A 20,638-nucleotide genomic window follows, 5' to 3' on the forward strand; every position below is an offset into this window, starting at 1 on the left:
TTTAAAAATTAATTATTGTTTTTCTTTAGTTTCAGCCCAAACGTTAATTGAACTACTTGATCCTAACATTGATTTTGGTACTTCAATAACAGTTGATAATACATTTGTTCCTGCGAAAGTGTCAGTTCCTGGGTTGTTAAATCCTGGTGCAGACCCTCCTAAAATGGCTTGGAATCGACCTAAATCAAAAAAGAATGGATCATCTCTTGGTCCAGCGAAAAATTTCATTCCACCAGAAGTTGAAGTCATTGCAGCGTTTCCATATGTAGAAATTTCTACAGAACCCGCAGCGTTTGAAGTTTTAATCGTACTGCTTGTTCCTGGAGTTCCTGGAGCAACTGGTCCGAAAAAGTGCATTTTGTTTCCTCTTTTAATAGCTTGAATTACTAAGTCTTCTACATTATCACCATTGTTGTCAATGTTAATTTCTGTAAGTACATTTTCTTTAAATGTTGCTGCTCCTGTTGTTCCAGGTGTAAGTAATCCTTGCGTATTTACAACAAATACTAAGTTGTTTGTGTCAGCACCTTGAAACGCATACACATCTGTAATGTCGTTTCCTGTGTTTGAAACACCTGGCGAATCAATATGATCTGCCGCTACTAATAATAAACCTGTTATCGCTACTAACGAAAGGCTTATGTACAATTTTGATTTTTTCATTTTGTTTAAGTTTAATGATTATATATACACTTACGGAAAAAGTTTGTTCTTGGTTTTAAAAAAAGTAAATTATTTTACGAAGTATTGTTTTTAAAGACTTTATGAAGTTTTTTTTAACGTGATGAAATAAAAAAATCCCAACTATTTGCATAATTGGGATTGTTATTTGACTAATACTATATTAATTATTCTCGGTCTTTAACTTCGTATTTTCTTTCTACTTGTTTTTCTGTGTTTAATTTGTTTGGTCCTATTGGGAAACGAACATCAACATGTTTGGATTCTAATTTTCCGTTAGTATCTAATACATCTGCTCTGTTAGCAACTAAATTCCATGAAAAGGATACGTTTGATTTTCCTTTGCCTAATTCTTTTACTTTAAAACCGTTTGTTGTTTTTTCCGTTACAAATACGCCATTGCAATCTCCTTCTAATTGAATAAAAACTTTCATGGGGTGTTTTTCATCTACATAAATGTGTTTGCTTAATAATTTGTCAATTGAAATATAGGCTTCACCATTTACTAATTTTCCAGTTCCAAAATCTTCAAATAATATTTCTGGTGTTTCTGTTGCGTGTAAAATTCTGTTATTTCCTTCGTCATCTTTCACCATAGTTGATACAGAACCACCACCTAAAACTTTATAAGAAGTTCCATTATTTTTTGCTCCAACAAAAACAAAATCTGTTGTAGAGGTATTGGCATCAAAATAACCACCATAAGTTACATCTCTAGCTGCAGCTGAACCACCGGTAAAATAATTCACATCTTTACCTGCAATTCTGGCAAAAGGGCCATTGCTTGTAGTTAAATTGTCATCTTGATCGTATTCAAAATATCCAGCAGTATAATCTACACCAGCTCCTTTTCCAACTCCTCTTGCAAAAATTCCAGTTGTTCCTTGTCCAGAAGTTCCTATTGATTCTCCTGGTAATTCTGTAAATGTGGTTCTACCACCTACACCAAGTACGCCCATTACTGTTGAAGTTGCATTTGCTGCTGGATTAGCACTAATACCAATAACGCCTCTTCCGCCGTTAGCATCTAAATTTCCACCATCAATAACAAACATAGTATTAGTTGCGTTTAATGCACGTATTGTTCTTGCAGAATTAGAACTGTTTACAAACAATCCAATTTGTGCCGCTCCAGCATTTATAGTTGTTAGCGTATTAGTTTGTGCTGTTCCTGTTCCGACAATTACTTGGCCGTCATTTTCTACAGTCATTCTTAGAGCAGAATTAGTTCTGATTTGTAAATTCTGATTGTCAGAAGTTCCCAAATATTGTGTGCCAGGAGAAGTTCCTGCATTTCCTGTCAAACTCCAGTTTTGTCCTGCAGTTGATTTTAAAGCTGTCCATTCTGTACCCGACCAATAATAAAAACCTGGAGTAACACCTGTAATTCCTATTCCAGAAGTAGCAGTATTGTATACTAAAATTCCTGTTGCAATTGGTGCTGGGCCAACTGGTGCTGCAAGTAAAGTTGTTGTTAAAGCTACTCTTGGTATAAGTAAACCTTTATTGTTACTTTCAATTTGTAATTCAACACCATTTTGAATAACAGTTGTGCCAATTCCAACTTGCGCACTCATAAAATTCATGGTTAATAGGGTGATTGTAAATAGTAAATTTTTCATATCGCTTTTTATTTTTAAGATTTCATTTTACTCATGTACGAGAAAAAGAATTCCTTGGTTTTAAAATCTTTTATTTTTTTTTCGGATACTTAAATAGTATTATTTTTAACAAGGTAAAACAGAGTATAAAATTTGTTAATATTTAAAACTAGGGTTTATTTAGAATAATTTTATATAGATTTGTAAAAACATAAAAAATAATCTAATGAGTCAAGAAGAAGTTTTAAGTCTAATTGAAAAGAAAGATGGCAAGGCTTATACGTATTTGTATAATATGTATTCAAAGAGTTTGTTTGCTGTTATTACTAATTTAATAAAAAATAGAGAAGAAGCAGAAGACGTTTTACAAGATGTATTTGTGAAAATTTGGTCGAATATTGATTCTTATAATAGCGACAAAGGAAGGTTGTATACTTGGATGTTAAACATCACAAGAAACACAACCATAGATAAAATGCGTTCTAAAGGATATAATAAGTCGTTAAAAAACCAAGAGTTAGATAATTTCGTAGGTATTATAGATAACGAGAATAAGTTTATGAATAAAATTGATATTATTGGTGTTAGTGAGTTTATTAAAAAACTAAAACCAAAATGTATTCAAATTATAGATTTATTATTTTTTAAAGGATATACTCAGGCGGAAACTTCTGAGGAACTTGAAATACCATTAGGTACAGTAAAAACTTTAAATAGAACTTGTATAAACGATTTAAGAACTTATTTACAAGTATAGATATGAAAAATAAAGAATTAATAGAATCTGGTAATTTAGAGTTGTATGTATTCGGATTATTGTCTGAATCAGAAACGACTGAAATTTCTAAAATTGCTACTCAAGATGCTGCTGTTCAAAACGAAATCATTTCTATAGAGAAATCTGTTATTGCTTTGTCTTCTAGTTTTGCGCCAACATTATCTGCAGAAAATTATAATAAAATCAAGCAGAAATTAGATATTGATACGAAAGTTGTTCCGTTAAAACCAAAATCGAATTTAAGTCAATATATTGGTTGGACAGCTGCTGCAGTTTTCTTATTGAGTTGTGGCTATTTGTTTAATTTACAACAAAATAACGTAAGCGAAATTGACAATTTGTTAAACGAAAAAAACACGTTAGAACAAACAGTTTCAACAAAGGAAAAATTAAACAATCAAATTAACACTTCCTATTCAGTGCTAAAAGATGAAAATAATGTGGTTGTAAAATTAGCAGGTCAAGCGATTTCACCAACATCTTCTGCAAAAGTATATTGGAACAATAAAACAAATAAAGTTTTTATTGACGCATCTAGTTTGCCAACCCCGCCAGACGGAATGGTATACCAAGTTTGGTCACTAAAATTAGCGCCAACATTAACACCAACAAGTATTGGTTTAATTGACAATGCGGAAGATAAAATGAAATATTTAATTGAAGTTGATGGAACAGTTGGAGCGGAAGCTTTCGGTATTACTTTAGAGCCAGCAGGCGGAAGTAAAACACCAACTATGGAACAATTATATACTTTAGGAAAAGTTTAAATTTTTTGGCACGCAATTTGAATATCGATTTATAAGTTCAAAAAATAATAACTTATTAAATCACAACCAAAATGAAAAAAGCAATTTTAGGTTTAGCATTCGTTGCTGCAGTTTTAGTTTCTTGCGAGGACAAAAACAAAAAAGAATTAGAAAACAAAGTAGACTCTTTGGAAGTTAAAACGGAAGAAGTGATTGACACGGCTGCCGCAAAATTAGACAAAGCTGTTGATTCTACTCAAGCAAAAGCTGGAGAAGCTCTTGAGAAAGGTGCTGAGAAATTAGATGAAGCTGCAGAAAAATTGAAAGAAGCTTCTAAAAAGTAATTCTTTGAATGGAATCCCAATGAAAGTTGGGATTTTTTTGTTTGTATAAATAAAGGTTTTTGTTACTTTTTACCTTTATAATTAATCACGAAAACGCCAATTATAATTAGAATCACGGCAATAATAAAATCTTTGGTTACTACTTCATGATTTAAATACCAACCTAAGAAAACCGCAATTATTGTGTTTACATAAGTTAAAATAGAAACCTGAATAGGAGTAACTCTCTGCAATGCATATTGGTAACTAAACATGGCAACTACAGATCCAAATACAGCTAAATAGATTACGGCTGCCATACTTTTTATCGACCAAGTTTCAATTTCAGAATTAGGATAAAGTATAAGTGATATCACAATTTGAATGGCAGCAGCTAGTATAAATTGATAAAATAAATTGAGCATCAAATTATTGGGTTGACTGCTAATTTTTTTAGAATAAATAGTACCAAAACCCCAACTCAAAATAGCAATGCTTAAAAATAACACGCCAGTTTTATAATTTGGATTTAAAATATCGCCCAAGCCATCTTTAAAAATAAAAAGCACACCTGAAAAACCTAATAAAACACCTAAAAAACCTTTTATTGTTGGTTTTTGTAATTGAAATCCAATACTCAATAAAAAGATAATTACCGGATTAATGGCGCTAATAATAGAAGTTAATCCAGAAGGTAAGGTTTGTTCGGCAACTGTAGTAAAACCATTAGCGAACACTAACATTAAAACAGATAAAATAAGTTGTTGTTTTAAAGATTTCCAACCAATCCATTTGAATTCTTTTTGAAAAAGAAGGATGATAAAGATAATAGAAGCTGCAATAAAATTTCTTATGGTAGTGGAATACCACGGCGGAATGGTTTCAACAGCTACAGAAATACCTAAAAAGGTGGTTCCCCAAACTAACCCCACAATAATCATGGAAAGTATTAGTTTGACATCTAAATTTTTAGGCATTTATTATTTTTATTTAAGTATTTTTTTTTAAAACTGAAAACTGAAAACTGAAAACTGAAAACTGAGACTGAGACTGAGACTGAAAACTGAGACTGAAAACTAACTCCTAATCTTCTGTTCCCATTTCCAAGCACTAGCTAAACTTTCATCTAAACTTAAATTGGCTTTCCATCCTAAAATGGTGTTGGCTTTATCAGTGTTGGCGTAAGCTTCAGTAATGTCACCTTCACGTCTTCCCACAATTTTATAATTTAATTTTTGTCCAGAAACTTTTTCAAAAGAGTGAATTACTTCTAAAACCGAACTTCCAGTTCCTGTTCCTAAATTGAAAGTTTCAACTTTATCGATATTTTTATTATTCAACAAACGTTGCATTGCAATAACGTGTGCTTTGGCTAAATCGACCACATGAATATAATCACGAACTGCAGTTCCATCTGATGTTGGATAATCATTTCCGTAAACCGAAAGTTCTTTTCGTAAACCAAAAGCAGTTTGCGTAATAAAAGGCACTAAATTTTGTGGAACGCCTAATGGTAATTCGCCAATTTCACCCGATGCATGTGCGCCAATTGGATTGAAATATCTTAAAAGTATCGAATTCATTTTCGTAACTTTTGCGACATCTGTAATAATTTCTTCTCCAATTTGCTTTGTATTTCCGTAAGGTGACATGGCTGGTTGCACTGAAGCGTTTTCAGTAATCGGCATCACTTCGGCTTGACCGTAAACCGTACAAGAAGAACTAAAAATGAAATTCGAGTTTTCTAATTGCGTAATTTCTTGCAACACATAAACCAAAGCATTAATGTTGTTTTCGTAATATAATAACGGATTTTCAACACTTTCGCCAACTGCTTTACTAGCAGCAAAATGAATTACTCCAGAAATATCTGTATGTTTTTTAAAGAAATTTTGAACAGCAGCTTTTTCTCTTAAATCAATGTTTTCGAAAGTTGGTTTTTTACCTGTAATGCGCTCAATTCCATCTAAAACTTCAATGGAAGAATTGGATAAATTGTCAATCGCAATCACTTCGAAACCTTTATTTTGTAATTCAACAACGGTGTGCGAACCAATAAAACCTAAACCTCCTGTTACTACTATTTTCATTTTCTTATTTTAAAAATTCTAAAACCGTATCGGTAATAAATTTAATTTGTTCGTCGTCTAATTCGGTATGCATTGGTAAAGCAATTACTTCTTTACATAATTGGTTAGTTACTGGGAAATCTTCTTCTTTATAACGAATATCTGCATACGCTTTCTGACTGTGTAATGGAATTGGGTAATAAATCGCACAAGGAATTCCTTTCTCTTGTAAATGTGCTAATAAAGCATCACGTTTTCCATTCGTAATTCTAATTACATATTGGTGAAATACGTGATCGTCACCATTAAAATCAAAACTTGGAACAACAATATTGCTATTTACAGAAAGTGCTTCGTTGTATTTTTTTGCAGCTGTTTTTCTAGCTAAATTGTAAGCGTCTAAATTTGGTAATTTGGCTTTTAAAACTCCAGCCTGAATACTATCTAATCGTGAATTTACACCTACAACATCATGATGATATCTTTCGTACATTCCGTGATTTACAATTCCTCTAATAATGTGAGCTAAATTATCATCGTTAGTAAAAATTGCACCACCATCTCCATAACAACCTAAGTTTTTAGATGGAAAAAAGGATGTTGCCGCAACTTGTCCGATAGTTCCAACTTTAGATTTTTTACCATTTTTATCGGTATAATTCGAGCCAATCGCTTGAGCGTTATCTTCAATTACATATAAATTATGTTCGTTGGCAATTTCCATAATCGCATCCATATTCGCAGCACGACCAAATAAATGTACAGGAACAATAGCTTTTGTTTTTGGAGTAATCGCTTTTCTGATTCCTTCAAGCGAAATATTCATGTTGTTCATGTTAACATCCACTAAAACTGGTGTCAATTGCAATAAAGCAATTACTTCAACTGTTGCCGCGAACGTGAAATCGGCAGTAATTACTTCATCGCCTGGCTGTAAACCTAATCCCATCATCGCAATTTGAAGCGCGTCAGTTCCGTTTGCACAAGGAATAACGTGTTTTGCACCTAAGTATTTTTCTAAATCAGCTTGAAACTGATGTACTAAAGGTCCGTTTATATAAGTATTGTTTTCTAAAACGTCTTGAATAGAAGCATTAACTTCTTCTTTTATTTTTTCGTATTGACTTTTTAAGTCAACCATTTGTAGTTTTTTCATAATCCTAATATAATTAAGTGTAGCAAAAGTAAGAAATTCTGCTTACATTTTTTGTGTTACATAAAAGAAACGTAATTTAGCCTCATAAAATATTTATATGCTATTTATTTATAACCTTGTTGTGCTTTTTGCGGCTCAAATTTTAAAACTTTTGGCGATTTTTAGCCCGAAAATGAAATTATTTGTAGAAGGTAGAAAGTCGGTTTTTCCAACTTTAAAAGATAAAATTCATCCAGAAGATAAGGTGTTTTGGTTTCATGCTGCGTCTTTAGGAGAATATGAACAAGGTTTGCCTGTGATTGAAAAAGTAAAAGAACAATTTCCACATCATAAAATTGTAGTTACTTTTTTTTCGCCTTCAGGTTATGAGGTTCGAAAAAATAATGCCATTGCTGATGTTACGGTATATTTACCATTAGATTCAAAAGCCAATGCGAAGCAATTTTTAGATTTAATTCATCCAGAAAAAGTATTTTTTATTAAGTACGAATTTTGGCCAAATTATCTGAACGAATTAAAACAAAGAACTATTTCAACTTATTTAATTTCTGGAATTTTCCGCGAAAAGCAAGTCTTTTTTAAATGGTATGGCGGATTTTACAGAAACGCTTTAAAGACCTTCGATTACTTTTTTGTACAGAATGAGAAATCTAAAATTTTATTGCAATCTATCGGTTTTACGAATGTAAAAGTCTCAGGCGATACACGTTTTGATAGAGTAGTGGCGATATTAGAAAAAGACAATACTTTAGATTTTATCGAACAATTTAAAAACAATCAAACTACAATTGTAATTGGAAGTAGCTGGCCGAAAGATGAAGAACTATTGGTGAACTTTATTAACCAAGCTGCGGATAACGTAAAATTTATTATTGCACCACATAATATTAAATCGGAACAAATTCAGAATTTGCAACAATCCATTACGAAGAAAGCAGTATTATATTCTGAGAAAGACGAGATTCTGAAACAAGTTCAGAATGACAAAAGTATTTCATTAGATACGTATAACGTTTTCATCATCGACACCATCGGAATTTTAACCAAAATATATTCATATGCTGACATTGCCTACGTTGGTGGTGGTTTTGGAAATCCGGGAGTTCATAATATTTTAGAACCTGCTACTTTTGGAATTCCGATTGTAATTGGTTCGAATTATTCTCATTTTGCAGAAGCAACTGCTTTGGTTGGTTTGGAAGGTTGTATTTCTATAAAAAATCAAACAGAATTAAATGAAGCGTTAAGCTTATTGCTTCAAAATGAAGACGAACGTTATGAAAAAGGTCATATTTGTAGCACATTTGTTCAAATGAATAAAGGCGCAACAAATAGTATTTTAAAATATATTTCTTAACAAAAACTTAAAATTTTTACACTATTTTATTAAAAACGTAACTTACAAACTTTATTTTTTCATTATGGTTAAAATTAGATTAATTATTTTTATTTTGTGTGTTTCACAAACAATTGTTGCTCAATTTAGAGAAAGATTTGACGATGATAGTTTTATTTTTTTGCAACAATCTGATAGTATATATGTAACTAATAAAGTAAAATCTAGAACAACATATTTTATAAGTTATGGAGAAAATAGATGGAAAAATAAATTTGAATTTTACAAAGACGGTAAAACTAAAGCGATATCTTTTCCAACGGAAACAATATATGCATTAACAACAGGTTTTTCATATGATTCTTTGGGCAAAGTAACTCAGGTTAAAGATGTATATGTAAAAAACAAGGATAGTAAGTATTACAAAAATTTTGTTTTTGGAGATAAAGAGTTAGAAGCTGTTTTCAATCTTAAACCGAAGCAACAAATTGTTACTTATGAATTATTTTATTCAGAGGATACTATTTCAAAAGTGGCTCGTAAAAACGAAAATGGTAAAATTATTACCGAATCAACCTACAAAAACAATGGATTGAATCATGTTTTTTTTGATAAAGATAAATACCCGTCAAATTTTGTTTGTAATTATCTACCAAAAAATACTTATCAACATTTGATAGCGTCTTACGAATATGAAAAATCATTTCAAAAGCATGTGGAGAAATTTGAATATGTTTTTGATGAGAATAATGTGTTTATCAAAGAGATTAACCAGGTACATGATTCGTATTATAAAAATGAAAAATTAGAACCCATTATTTATAAGTATAAATTAGAGTATAATTTACAAGGATTATTGGTGAAATTATCAAAACAAGGAGTGGTATATGAATATCATTATGAATATTATTAAAAAATACAATTTAACTTTATATATACAATTATGAAATTCTTAAAATTATTCTTACTACTATTTATTGTTCAAGTCAATGCGCAACAAGGCGGAATGTGGATTCCTTCTTTGTTGAAAGGAATGAACGAAAACGAAATGAAAGCTTTAGGTTCAAAACTTACAGCAGAACAAATTTACTCGATTAACCATTCTTCATTAAAAGATGCCGTTCCTCAATTTGATGGAGGTTGTACAGCTGAAATGATTTCTTCAAAAGGATTGTTGTTGACCAATCACCACTGTGGTTACGATAATATTCAAAGTCACTCAACTGTAGAACACGATTATTTAGCTAACGGATTTTGGGCTTATAAAATGGAAGAAGAATTACCAAATCCAGGTGTGGTAGTGACTTTTATTGTGAGTATTAATGATGTGACGACTACAATTTTATCAGGAACCGAATCGTTAGTAGAAGCGGATAAACAGAAAAAAATTCAACAAAACATTGCGGAAATTTCTAAAACTTTTAAAAAAGAAGCTTGGCAAGATGTTTTAGTTCGTTCTTTTTACGATGGAAATCAGTATTTGTTATTCGTAACAGAAAATTTTAAAGATGTTCGTTTAGTAGGTGCGCCGCCAAGTTCAATTGGAAAATTTGGTTCAGATACAGATAACTGGGTTTGGCCTCGTCATACAGGAGATTTCTCTTTGTTTAGAGTCTATGCAGATAAAAATAATCGTCCGGCAGAATATTCAAAAGATAATGTGCCTTATACACCGAAACACTTTTTTCCAGTTTCTGCAAAAGGAATTAAGGAAAATGATTTTACAATGGTTTTAGGTTATCCAGGAAGAACTACAGAATATTTGCCTTCTTATGCTGTAGAACAAATGGTCAACGATTTAAATCCAGCTCGTATAGAAGTACGTGATGCGGCTTTGAAAGTACAAGATGGTTTCATGAGAAAAGATCAAGCGATTAAAATTCAATATGCTTCAAAATATGCTGGAGTTGCTAATTATTGGAAAAAATGGATTGGGGAACGTAAAGGTTTAATAAAAGCGAATGCAGTAGGAGCAAAGCAAAAATTTGAAAAAGATTTAACAGATAAAATTGCAAAAGCGGGTAAACAAGCTGAATACGGAACTTTGTTGTCGGATTTTGCTAAAAACTATGCTGAAATTAAAGAATATGCTATTGCAAGAGATTATTATACAGAAGTGGTTTTAAGAAATACAGAAATTTTATCTTTTGGGTACAAGTTGTTTCAATTGGAGCAAGTTTATAATTCAAAAGGAGAACAAGCTTTCAATGATAGAAAAAAGAATTTAATGGAGAGTTTTGAGCCATTATATAAAGATTTCAATGCGCAAGTAGATGAAAAAGTGTTCGAAAAACTAATTGATATTTACAGTAAAAAATCGCCACAACAATTTTTGCCAGAAAGTGTAAAAGGAGTTAATGCGACGCAAGTTGCTACTGATATTTTTAAATCTTCAAAACTAACGTCATATAATGGGTTAAAAGAATTGTTATCTGGCGATACAAAAACGGTTTTAGAAAAATTAAATCAAGATAAAGGTTTTGCATTTGTGAAAACAATTGCTGAAGCTTATAATAAAAATGTAGCACCAAAATATGATGAAATCAATTTAAAAAATGTGGCGACACAACGTACGTACATGAAAGCGATTTTAGAGTTAAGTCCAAAATCTGCTCGAATTTTCCCAGATGCGAATTCAACTTTACGTGTCACTTACGGAAAAGTGAAAGGTTACAAACCAAGTGATGCAGTAGTTTATGCGCCGTTTACTTATTTAGATGGTGTAATGGAAAAATACGTTCCTGGTGATTATGAGTTTGATGTTCCACAAAAGTTAATTGATCTATATAATGCGAAAGATTACGGTAAATATGCTGAAAACGGTAAGATGCCAGTAGCTTTCATTGCGACGAATCATACTACTGGTGGAAACTCTGGAAGTCCGGCTTTAGATGCTAGCGGAAATCTGATTGGTTTAAACTTTGATAGAGTGTGGGAAGGAACGATGAGTGACGTGTATTATTCTCCAGATATTTGTAGGAATATTATGGTTGATTCACGCTATATTTTATTTATCATTGATAAGTTTGCAGGGGCGAAAAATCTAATTGATGAAATGAAAATCATTTATAATCAGCCAAATACACCGAAAAAAGCTAAAAAATAATCTTTGGCACGGTAGTTGTAAAAACCAATTCGGACAACAAAGAAAAAATAATTTAAAAAAAAGCAATAAAATTGTTTGTCATTTAAATTTTTTTATATCTTTGCTCCATAAATAATTAACCTTTATAATAAAATTAAGATGAAAAAAGTTGTTTTAAGCATTGCATTCGTTGCTGCAGTATTAGTTTCTTGTAACAAAAAAGCTGATGAGGCTGTAAACGCTGACTCTACTGCTGCTGTAGTTGATTCTGCTGCTGCTGTTGTTGATTCTGCTGCTGCTGTTGTTGATTCTGCTGCTACTGTAGTTGATTCTGCTGCTGCAAAAGTTGAAGGTGCTGCTAAAGAAGTTAAAGAAGAAGTTAAACACTAATATTTGACCTTCTTTTCGAAAAGAAATCAATCCCGATGTAAATCGGGATTTTTTTTTGCTCAAAATTTATTTTTAAACTGTTGAAACGTGTTTTTAGGTAAATCACTTCAATTCAAATTTGTACAAATTGCCTCCTGCTTTTTTTACTTTTTCGTCAGCAATTAATAAAGTATTGTTTGTTTTAAAGGTTAAAGCTTCCTTTTGAGATTGGTGCTTTAAGTCGATTTCTGTTGATTTTCCTAAAGTAAAATTATCAGAAGTAAAATCAGATAAAATCCAAATTTTTTTGTGTGTAAGTAGGGCTATTTTTTTCTCGTCTGGACTAATGGCAACACTTGTAATAGCACAAACTTTATCTTCATTACACGTAATAAATTTTCCAATTAACTTTGCTTCGTGGTTTCCAGCTTCATTCGGGATTTTATATAATGAAGTGGTGCCATCAAAATCTTTACTACGGTTTTTGGTAAATAAATAAAAGTGGTTGTTGTGTTCAAAAAAACCTTCGCAATCATAAACTAAATCTTTCTTTTTTGGAGGAAAGCTAGTTTGTTCAGGATAATGGAAACTAATTTTCTTAGAAGTTTCTACTTTGTTTTTGTTGCAATCTGAACTTAAAATTTGATAAATAGCTAAATCTTTTCGTTCATTATCGTTGTTTCCAAAATCACCAATATAAATATTGCCTGTTTTGTCTTGAGTGATGTCTTCCCAATCAATATTTTTTATGTCTGTTATTTGAATTGATTTGATAATGTTTCCGATAGAATCTAAAGCATAAATTTCGTTTTCATTGCCACTATCTTCAATGGACCAGATTAATTTCGAATTGGAGTTGTAATAAATTCCAGAAACTTCTTTTAAGTTATTCGGAAAACTAAATTGCTCTTCTAGTTTATTAATAGGTTTGGTTTCTTTACAAGAAAAAACTAATACTAAAGCGGAAATGGAAAGTAATTGTTTCATTATGTGAGTTTTTGAAAACTAAATATAGTAAAACGTTTTTAATTTTCAGCCAAAAACATCTTCTGCTGGCGGAAAAATATCTTCAGATTTAGAGAAATCTAAATATTCGGCTTTAGCACCATACTTTAAAATTTCGGTTATTCCTTTTTCAAGCATTAATTGTGTGGAGTATTTTCGGCTAACAGCTAATTCCTTGTCATTTAAAAGGATTTTAAAGTAGAATTTCCCAGCTGGCGAACGAAAACGCATAAAAAATAATTTATCAATTGATTTTTTAAGTAATTCGATTTCGTCTTCACATTCAAAACGCAATTCAAAAGCGTTGCTAATAAATATGGTTTTTCCTCTACGAGTATTTAGTTCGTATTTGTAATGTCCGCTAAGTTTTTTACTGATTACAAAGGTTGCCATTTGTTGTGATTGTATTTTGATGCAATATAGTATTTTAATTGCGAAATTTTAATTTGAAACTTTGAGAAGAGCTTCTCAAACTTATATAAACAAAAAAAAGCTCCAAACATAGTTTGAAGCTTTTAGTACTCAAGGCGGGACTTGAACCCGCACGGGCATTACTACCCACTGGATTTTAAGTCCAGCGTGTCTACCAATTCCACCACTCAAGCAACTTATTGGTAATATATTTAAAATTTTGATGTACTTTCCAAGGAAAGTATTAGTACTCAAGGCGGGACTTGAACCCGCACGAGCATTACTGCTCACTGGATTTTAAGTCCAGCGTGTCTACCAATTCCACCACTCAAGCAAAATTTTATTTATAGAGCGAAAAACGGGGCTCGAACCCGCGACCTCGACCTTGGCAAGGTCGCGCTCTACCAGCTGAGCTATTTTCGCGTTTCTTTATTTGTATGAACATTTGCAATAGTTTCTTATTGCGAGTGCAAATATAGAATATATTTTTATTATCACAAGTGCTTTTTTTAAAAAAAAATATAATCTTTTTTTAACCTTTTCTTTAATCTTTTGAAATTGAAAATGTTATAACAAATTATTTTTTACTAATCATTCTTTTTATTTCGTTCAATTTCATCAAAGCTTCTACTGGAGTCAAAGTATTGATGTCGATATTCATAATTTCTTGCTTAATATCTTCCAATAAGGGGTCATCTAAATTGAAAAAACTCAATTGCATCTCGTCTTTTTCGGCCTTAATTCCGTTTAAAGCTTCTCCAGAATGGTCTTTTTCTAACTTTTTTAATATTTTTTCTGCTTTTTGAATTACCAATTGCGGCATTCCAGCCATTTTTGCTACGTGAATACCAAAACTGTGTTCGCTTCCACCCTTGACCAATTTTCTAATGAATAAAACGGTGTCTTTTAATTCTTTTACCGAAACATTAAAATTCTGTACGCGATCAAAAATAGCTTCCATTTCATTTAATTCGTGGTAATGTGTAGCAAAAAGTGTTTTGGCTTTACTCGGATGCTCGTGTAAATATTCGGCAATAGCCCAAGCAATCGAAATTCCGTCGTACGTTGAGGTTCCTCTTCCAATTTCATCTAACAACACCAAACTTCTATCGGAAATATTATTCAAAATAGAGGCGGTTTCGTTCATTTCTACCATAAAGGTCGATTCACCCATAGAAATGTTATCACTTGCGCCAACACGAGTAAATATTTTATCTACCACGCCCATTCTTACATTTTCAGCAGGAACAAAACTTCCCATTTGCGCTAACAATACAATTAAGGCAGTTTGTCGCAAAATAGCTGATTTACCAGACATGTTCGGTCCGGTAATCATAATTAATTGTTGGGTTTCTCTATCTAAAAAAACATCGTTAGAAATATATGGAGTTCCAACAGGTAATTGCTTTTCAATAACTGGGTGTCGCCCTTCTTTTATCTCTAAATCGAAAGTGTCATCAATTTCTGGTTGCACGTATTTATTTTCGATGGCCATTTGGGCAAAACTTTGCAAGCAGTCGATTTGTGCTATTAAATTGGCATTTAATTGAACCGGTTTTATGTAAGTTGCCATCCAATTTACTAATTGTTCGTACAACATGCTTTCTAGTTGCGAAATTTTATCTTCTGCTCCTAAAATTTTCGATTCGTATTCTTTTAATTCTTCTGTAATATATCTTTCAGCGTTGACTAGAGTCTGCTTTCTAATCCATTCTGTTGGAACTTTATCTTTATGTGTGTTTCGAATTTCAATATAATAACCGAAAACATTATTAAATGATATTTTTAGCGATGGAATTCCTGTGCTTTCGCTTTCTCGTTTTTCCATTTCCGCTAAATACCCTTTTCCCGTAGAAGAAATAGTTCTTAAATCATCCAATTCTGCATTCACGCCAACTGCAATTGCATTTCCTTTGTTAATCGCAACTGGAGCATCTGGATTTAATGTCGAACCAATTTTTTCTCGTAACAATTCACAAGCATGCAAACTATCACCAATGGTTTTTAAGGCTTCGTTTTTCGATTGTAAAGCCAATGTTTTGATTGGAATAATCGCATCCAACGAATCTTTTAAATGAATCACTTCTCTTGGAGAAACTTTCCCAGTCGCCACTTTCGAAATCAAACGTTCCAAATCGGAAATTTGTTTAATTTGATATTGAATTTGGTTTAACTCTTCCGAATTTTCTTTTAAATACGCCACTACTTCATGACGACCTCTGATTTTATTGATGTCTTTCAAAGGTAAAGCCAACCAACGTTTCAGCAAACGTGAACCCATTGGCGAAAGCGTTTTGTCAATCACATCAATTAAAGTCACCGCATTAGGATTGTAGCTGTGATATAATTCTAAATTTCGAATCGTAAATCGGTCCATCCAGACATAAGCATCTTCTGCAATACGTTGAATGTTAGTAATGTGTTGAATTTTATTATGTTGTGTTTCCGATAAATAATATAAAATCGCACCAGAAGAAATAATCGCTTCGTTGAAATCATCTACACCAAAACCTTTTAACGAATTAGTTTGAAAATGTTTGGTTAAACTTTCAAAAGCATAATCTTCTTTGTAAATCCAATCTTCCAAATAGAAAACATGAAAATCTTCTCCGAAATGGTGTTTGAAATCGGCTTTTTGTTGTTTCGAAACCAATACTTCACTTGGTCTGAAATTTTGCAACAACTTGTCAATGTATTCTTCGTTTCCTTCGGCAGTTAAAAACTCACCTGTTGAAACATCTAAAAAAGTAATTCCGTTGGTTTTTTTACCTAAAAATACAGCTGCTAAAAAGTTATTGGATTTTGATTGTAAAATGTCATCGTTAAAAGAAACTCCTGGAGTCACTAATTCCGTAACACCACGTTTGACAATGGTTTTAGTCATTTTTGGATCTTCTAATTGATCACAAATGGCTACCCGAAGTCCGGCTTTGACTAATTTTGGTAAATACGTATTGATAGAATGATGTGGAAATCCTGCCAAAGCTGTTTCACTTTCACTTCCATTACCACGTTTGGTTAAAGTAATGCCTAAAATTCTTGAAGCACGAATGGCATCTTCTCCGAAAGTTTCATAAAAATCGCCAACTCGAAACAACAAACACGCATCAGGATATTTCGCCTTAATGGTGTTATATTGCTGCATTAACGGCGATACTTTTGGAGTCGACTCTTTGATTTCGGATGCTGATTTTTTAGCCACAATGTAAAATTTTAGTGCTGGCGAAGTTAGTAATTTCAAAATTCAATACCAATTACAATGTTGAAATTCAATTTTAAGTTGAAAAGTTGGGAACACAGATTGGAGGAATTATAAAAATTATGGAAATTTCTTAAATCTGTGTTTTAAAATATTTACATATTTATCTTACTTTTGCCACATGAGAAAATTAGCCAACGCCGAATTAAATCGTATTAGTAAAGAAGAATTTGCAGATGCAAAAAAAACACCTATTATTATTGTGTTAGATGATATTAGAAGTTTGCATAATATTGGTTCTGTGTTTAGAACTTCAGATGCTTTTTTGATTGAAAAAATCTATTTATGTGGTATTACGGCTGTTCCGCCAAATAAGGAAATTCATAAAACAGCTTTGGGTGCTACGGAAACCGTGACTTGGGAATACGCGAAAGAGGTATTGGAAGTAGTGGCGAAATTGAAAGCAGAAAACGTTAAAATTTATTCGATTGAACAAACGGAAAATGCGATTATGTTGGATAATTTTCAACCTGAAAAGGAAACCAAATATGCGTTAATTTTTGGTAATGAAGTCAAAGGTGTTTCTCAAGAAGCGATTAATTTATCGGATGGCGTGATTGAAATTCCGCAATTAGGAAGTAAGCATTCGTTGAATATTTCTGTTAGTGCTGGAATTGTTATTTGGGATTTGTTTCAGAAATTGAAATAGGTACACAGATTTTACAGATTTTTTTGTCATGCTGAACTTGATTCAGCATCTAATCTGATTTTAGAAACTGAAACAAGTTCAGTTTGACAATTCGAGAACTAATTTTCTATTTTCTTATGAATCTCATTCAAAATAAAAACAAAATCTTGTTGTTTTTTTACGAAATCTAAATCGGAAATATCAATAATTAATACGTTTAAATCGGCTTGTGATTTGATGTAATCTAAATAGCCACGATTGATTTTTTCTAAATATTCAGCTGGAATTTCTTGTTCGTAAGTTCTACCACGTTTTTTGATATTGGCTAATAAACGCTCGGTGTTTTGATACAAATACACATATAAATCAGGTTTTGGCATGTCTTTGTACATGATGTCAAACATCGTTTTGTATAAACGAAATTCGTCTTCTTGTAATGTAACTTTGGCGAAAATGATCGATTTAAAAATATGATAATCGGCCACCACAAAATCTTTAAACAAATCAAATTGTGCCAAATCATCCGATAATTGTTGGTAGCGATCTGCTAAAAAAGACATTTCTAAAGGAAACGCATATCGACTTTGGTCTTTATAAAATTTAGGTAAAAACGGATTATCTGCAAAACGTTCTAAAACGGTTTTAGCATTACAATCTTCCGCAATTTTTGTTGCTAAAGTGGTTTTTCCAGCGCCAATATTTCCTTCGATGGCGATATAATTCAGTTGTTGGAAATCTAAATTTTCTATTGGATTTTTTAAGTGTCCTATTTCTGTAATTTCAGAAGTGTCTTCACAAGAAAGAATCAATTCTGAAATAGATTTGTTTAGTTTTGGATGCTGCCATTTTGGAGCCACATCTCGCAAAGGAAACAAAACAAATTTTCTGTTCTGTAAATGAATATGTGGAACAATTAGATTTTCCGTTTCAATACTATCATCGTTAAAAGAAATAATATCAATATCAATTTTTCTTGATTCGTAATTTCCAGAATGACTTCTAATTCGACCTAACTCTTTTTCTAATTTTAAAATCTGACTCAATATTTTTGGCGCCGATTTATGCGTATGAATCATAACCACACAATTATAAAAAGCTTCACCTTCAAAACCCCAAGCAGGTGTTTCATATACTTTTGAAACCTGAATTATGGTAGCAATAGTATGGTGAATAGCATCAATACAGGTTATCAAATTTTCCAATTTGTGCCCCATGTTTGTGCCTAAAGAAAGTGTAATTGTATTTTGTGTCTTCATCTGTCAACAAATTAACAAACAATTTTACACTTATACTTTACAAAAAATATTTTTTTATGAACATGTAACAAATTCGTTCAAAAGGCTACTTATCAGTATATAAAACAATAATTATGAATTTTTTTAAGAGTGTATTTGCTACTGTTGTAGGAATATTTTTATTTATGTTGCTTAGTTTTTTCTTATTGATTGGACTTGGAGCATTATTAGGAAGTGGAGAGGATAAAGTAAAATTGAAAGATAATTCGGTTATTCAGCTAGATTTAGCGAAAATTAATTTCGATTATGCAGGGAAATATGAATCGGATAGTCCGTTCAGTTCTTTAATGATGTCGAAAGATAAAGTAGGTTTTATTGAAGTTTTAAAAGCGATTGATGCTGCAAAAACAGACGATAAAATCAAAGGAATTACGATAGTTAACAACCAATCTGGTTTAGGATTAGCACAAAGTAAAGAATTAAGAGACAAATTAGAAGATTTTAAAAAATCGAAAAAGTTTGTTTATGCGTATGCGAATATTTTTTCTCAAAAAGAATATTATATCAGTTCTATTGCGGATCAAGTATATTTGAATCCAGCTGGAGAAGTTGATTTTAAAGGTTTAGGAACAGAAATGTTATTCTTTAAAAATTTCCAAGATCAAACGGGTTTAAAGATGGAAATTATCCGTCACGGAAAATTCAAAAGTGCGGTGGAACCTTATTTAGCTCAAGAAATTAGTCCAGAAAACAGAGAACAAGTTACGGTTTTATTACAATCAGTATGGAAAACCATCGTGACAGATATTGCTAAAAATAGAAATATTTCTGTTGCGCAATTAAATACGATTGCTGATGGTTTATTAGCAAGAACTCCACAAATGGCTTTACAACAAAAATTGGTGGATAAAGTGGCTTATGAAGATGAGTTCAATGACATGTTGAAATCAAAATTAAAAGTTGAAAAAGAGGAAGATGTAGAATCAATTTCTATTACTGATTATGTAAATAATGCTTCAGCAAAATCGGAAGATTATACGAAAGATGATATCATTGCAGTCATTTATGCACAGGGACAAATTAATGGTGGAGAAGGTGATGTAGATTATATTGGAGAAGGTTCTATTAATCGTTCACTTAAAGAAGCGAGAGAAGATGAAGATGTGAAAGCTATCGTACTTCGTGTAGATAGTCCAGGTGGAAGTGCTTTGGTTTCTGAATTAATTTGGAGAGAAATTGAATTGACTAAAAAAGTAAAACCTGTTGTTGTTTCAATGGGTAATTTAGCTGCTTCTGGTGGATATTATATTGCTTGTAATGCGAATACCATTTTTGCTGAACCAACAACTATTACAGGTTCTATTGGTGTGTTCGGAATGTTGCCTAATGCGCACGGATTTGCTACTAAATATGGAGTAAATGCAGAACAAGTTCAAACCCATAAAAACGCTATCGGTTACAGTGTTTTCGAACCAATTTCTGAAGAATATAAAACATTCGCTTTAGAAGGTGTGGATCAAATTTATAAAACGTTTGTGAATAGAGTAGCGGTAGGAAGAAAAATGACTTTCGACCAAGTTGACGCGATTGCACAAGGTAGAGTTTGGACAGGTTCCGATGCAATAAAAAATGGTTTAGTAGATAAATTAGGAAATTTAGATGCGGCTATTGCTCATGCAGCAGGTTTAGGAAAAACGAAAAGCTACAGAACAGAAAATTACCCAGAATACAAGAAAAATTTCAATGAGTTTTTAGAAGGATTAGCAGGTGCGAGTATCTACAAATCTAAAGAAACCATGATGAAAGAAGAATTAGGGGAAGAAAATTATAATTTGCTTAAAAAATTAAAAGTAATGCAAAACAGAAAAGGGGTGCAAATGCTTATGCCTTTCGATTTGAGTTTGTAATACAAATAAAAAAACGCCATTCTTACAAGTTTGGCGTTTTTTTTTAACA

General features: G+C 31.9%; 18 protein-coding genes and 3 tRNA genes. 9 read left to right on the forward strand and 12 right to left on the reverse strand.

What is annotated here, in order from left to right; translation table 11 throughout:
* Positions 1-12 precede the first annotated feature (12 nt).
* Entirely contained in the window at positions 13-663 is a 651-nt protein-coding gene (locus G6N05_RS05845; protein ID WP_166125663.1) for a DUF4331 family protein, read from the reverse strand.
* 185 nt (positions 664-848) lie between these two features.
* Positions 849-2,303, reverse strand: a complete 1,455-nt coding sequence (locus tag G6N05_RS05850; RefSeq protein ID WP_166125665.1) for a hypothetical protein — start codon at positions 2,301-2,303, stop codon at positions 849-851.
* 205 nt (positions 2,304-2,508) lie between these two features.
* Between G6N05_RS05850 and G6N05_RS05855 the strand changes: the two genes are divergently transcribed.
* The 3 genes from G6N05_RS05855 (at position 2,509) to G6N05_RS05865 (ending at position 4,150) form a co-directional block, all read left to right on the forward strand.
* Positions 2,509-3,039 carry an RNA polymerase sigma factor gene (locus G6N05_RS05855; protein WP_166125668.1) on the forward strand — a complete coding sequence of 177 codons (531 nt, stop codon included), beginning with the start codon at positions 2,509-2,511 and terminating at the stop codon, positions 3,037-3,039.
* Positions 3,040-3,041: 2 nt separating this feature from the next.
* Positions 3,042-3,827: an anti-sigma factor gene (locus tag G6N05_RS05860; protein WP_166125670.1), complete on the forward strand. Its 786-nt coding sequence runs from the start codon at positions 3,042-3,044 to the stop codon at positions 3,825-3,827.
* 71 nt (positions 3,828-3,898) lie between these two features.
* Positions 3,899-4,150, forward strand: a complete 252-nt coding sequence (locus G6N05_RS05865) for a hypothetical protein (RefSeq protein ID WP_166125673.1) — start codon at positions 3,899-3,901, stop codon at positions 4,148-4,150.
* 62 nt (positions 4,151-4,212) lie between these two features.
* Here the strand turns inward: G6N05_RS05865 and G6N05_RS05870 are convergent, their stop codons facing one another.
* From G6N05_RS05870 to G6N05_RS05880, 3 genes are all read right to left on the reverse strand, one after another.
* On the reverse strand, positions 4,213-5,106 hold the full coding sequence (locus G6N05_RS05870; RefSeq protein ID WP_166125675.1) for a DMT family transporter: 894 nt from the start codon (positions 5,104-5,106) through the stop codon (positions 4,213-4,215).
* Positions 5,107-5,205: 99 nt separating this feature from the next.
* On the reverse strand, positions 5,206-6,219 hold the full coding sequence (galE, locus tag G6N05_RS05875; RefSeq protein WP_166125677.1) for a UDP-glucose 4-epimerase GalE: 1,014 nt from the start codon (positions 6,217-6,219) through the stop codon (positions 5,206-5,208).
* Between the two features lie 4 nt (positions 6,220-6,223).
* Positions 6,224-7,354: a DegT/DnrJ/EryC1/StrS family aminotransferase gene (locus G6N05_RS05880; protein WP_166125679.1), complete on the reverse strand. Its 1,131-nt coding sequence runs from the start codon at positions 7,352-7,354 to the stop codon at positions 6,224-6,226.
* Positions 7,355-7,451: 97 nt separating this feature from the next.
* On the opposite strand from G6N05_RS05880, the gene G6N05_RS05885 reads away from it, so the two are divergent.
* The 4 genes from G6N05_RS05885 (at position 7,452) to G6N05_RS05900 (ending at position 12,165) form a co-directional block, all read left to right on the forward strand.
* On the forward strand, positions 7,452-8,711 hold the full coding sequence (locus G6N05_RS05885) for a 3-deoxy-D-manno-octulosonic acid transferase (RefSeq protein ID WP_166125681.1): 1,260 nt from the start codon (positions 7,452-7,454) through the stop codon (positions 8,709-8,711).
* Positions 8,712-8,775: 64 nt separating this feature from the next.
* Positions 8,776-9,603 (forward strand): hypothetical protein, encoded by an 828-nt coding sequence (locus tag G6N05_RS05890; protein WP_166125683.1) that lies wholly within the window; start codon positions 8,776-8,778, stop codon positions 9,601-9,603.
* 30 nt (positions 9,604-9,633) lie between these two features.
* Positions 9,634-11,796: a S46 family peptidase gene (locus G6N05_RS05895; RefSeq protein WP_166125685.1), complete on the forward strand. Its 2,163-nt coding sequence runs from the start codon at positions 9,634-9,636 to the stop codon at positions 11,794-11,796.
* A 138-nt stretch (positions 11,797-11,934) separates the two neighbouring features.
* Positions 11,935-12,165 (forward strand): hypothetical protein, encoded by a 231-nt coding sequence (locus G6N05_RS05900; protein ID WP_166125687.1) that lies wholly within the window; start codon positions 11,935-11,937, stop codon positions 12,163-12,165.
* A 102-nt stretch (positions 12,166-12,267) separates the two neighbouring features.
* On the opposite strand, the gene G6N05_RS05905 is transcribed toward G6N05_RS05900, so the two are convergent.
* The 6 genes from G6N05_RS05905 to mutS form a co-directional block, all read right to left on the reverse strand.
* Entirely contained in the window at positions 12,268-13,131 is an 864-nt protein-coding gene (locus G6N05_RS05905; protein WP_166125690.1) for an SdiA-regulated domain-containing protein, read from the reverse strand.
* Between the two features lie 45 nt (positions 13,132-13,176).
* Positions 13,177-13,542 (reverse strand): DUF1508 domain-containing protein, encoded by a 366-nt coding sequence (locus tag G6N05_RS05910; RefSeq protein ID WP_166125692.1) that lies wholly within the window; start codon positions 13,540-13,542, stop codon positions 13,177-13,179.
* Between the two features lie 126 nt (positions 13,543-13,668).
* A tRNA-Leu gene (locus G6N05_RS05915) sits at positions 13,669-13,754 on the reverse strand.
* A 54-nt stretch (positions 13,755-13,808) separates the two neighbouring features.
* Positions 13,809-13,894 (reverse strand) — tRNA-Leu (locus G6N05_RS05920).
* 16 nt (positions 13,895-13,910) lie between these two features.
* Positions 13,911-13,983 (reverse strand) — tRNA-Gly (locus G6N05_RS05925).
* Positions 13,984-14,137: 154 nt separating this feature from the next.
* Positions 14,138-16,705: a DNA mismatch repair protein MutS gene (gene mutS / locus G6N05_RS05930; protein WP_166126019.1), complete on the reverse strand. Its 2,568-nt coding sequence runs from the start codon at positions 16,703-16,705 to the stop codon at positions 14,138-14,140.
* A gap of 235 nt (positions 16,706-16,940) precedes the next feature.
* Between mutS and G6N05_RS05935 the strand changes: the two genes are divergently transcribed.
* The gene (locus G6N05_RS05935) at positions 16,941-17,468 is read left to right on the forward strand and encodes an RNA methyltransferase (protein ID WP_166125694.1); all 528 of its coding nucleotides are present in this window, start codon (positions 16,941-16,943) and stop codon (positions 17,466-17,468) included.
* Between the two features lie 98 nt (positions 17,469-17,566).
* On the opposite strand, the gene folK is transcribed toward G6N05_RS05935, so the two are convergent.
* The gene (gene folK / locus G6N05_RS05940; RefSeq protein WP_166125696.1) at positions 17,567-18,703 is read right to left on the reverse strand and encodes a 2-amino-4-hydroxy-6-hydroxymethyldihydropteridine diphosphokinase; all 1,137 of its coding nucleotides are present in this window, start codon (positions 18,701-18,703) and stop codon (positions 17,567-17,569) included.
* A 113-nt stretch (positions 18,704-18,816) separates the two neighbouring features.
* Between folK and sppA the strand changes: the two genes are divergently transcribed.
* Positions 18,817-20,589 carry a signal peptide peptidase SppA gene (gene sppA / locus G6N05_RS05945; RefSeq protein WP_166125698.1) on the forward strand — a complete coding sequence of 591 codons (1,773 nt, stop codon included), beginning with the start codon at positions 18,817-18,819 and terminating at the stop codon, positions 20,587-20,589.
* Positions 20,590-20,638: the final 49 nt, after the last annotated feature.

This window comes from Flavobacterium bernardetii, from assembly GCF_011305415.1.
Taxonomy (GTDB): Bacteria; Bacteroidota; Bacteroidia; order Flavobacteriales; family Flavobacteriaceae; genus Flavobacterium; species Flavobacterium bernardetii.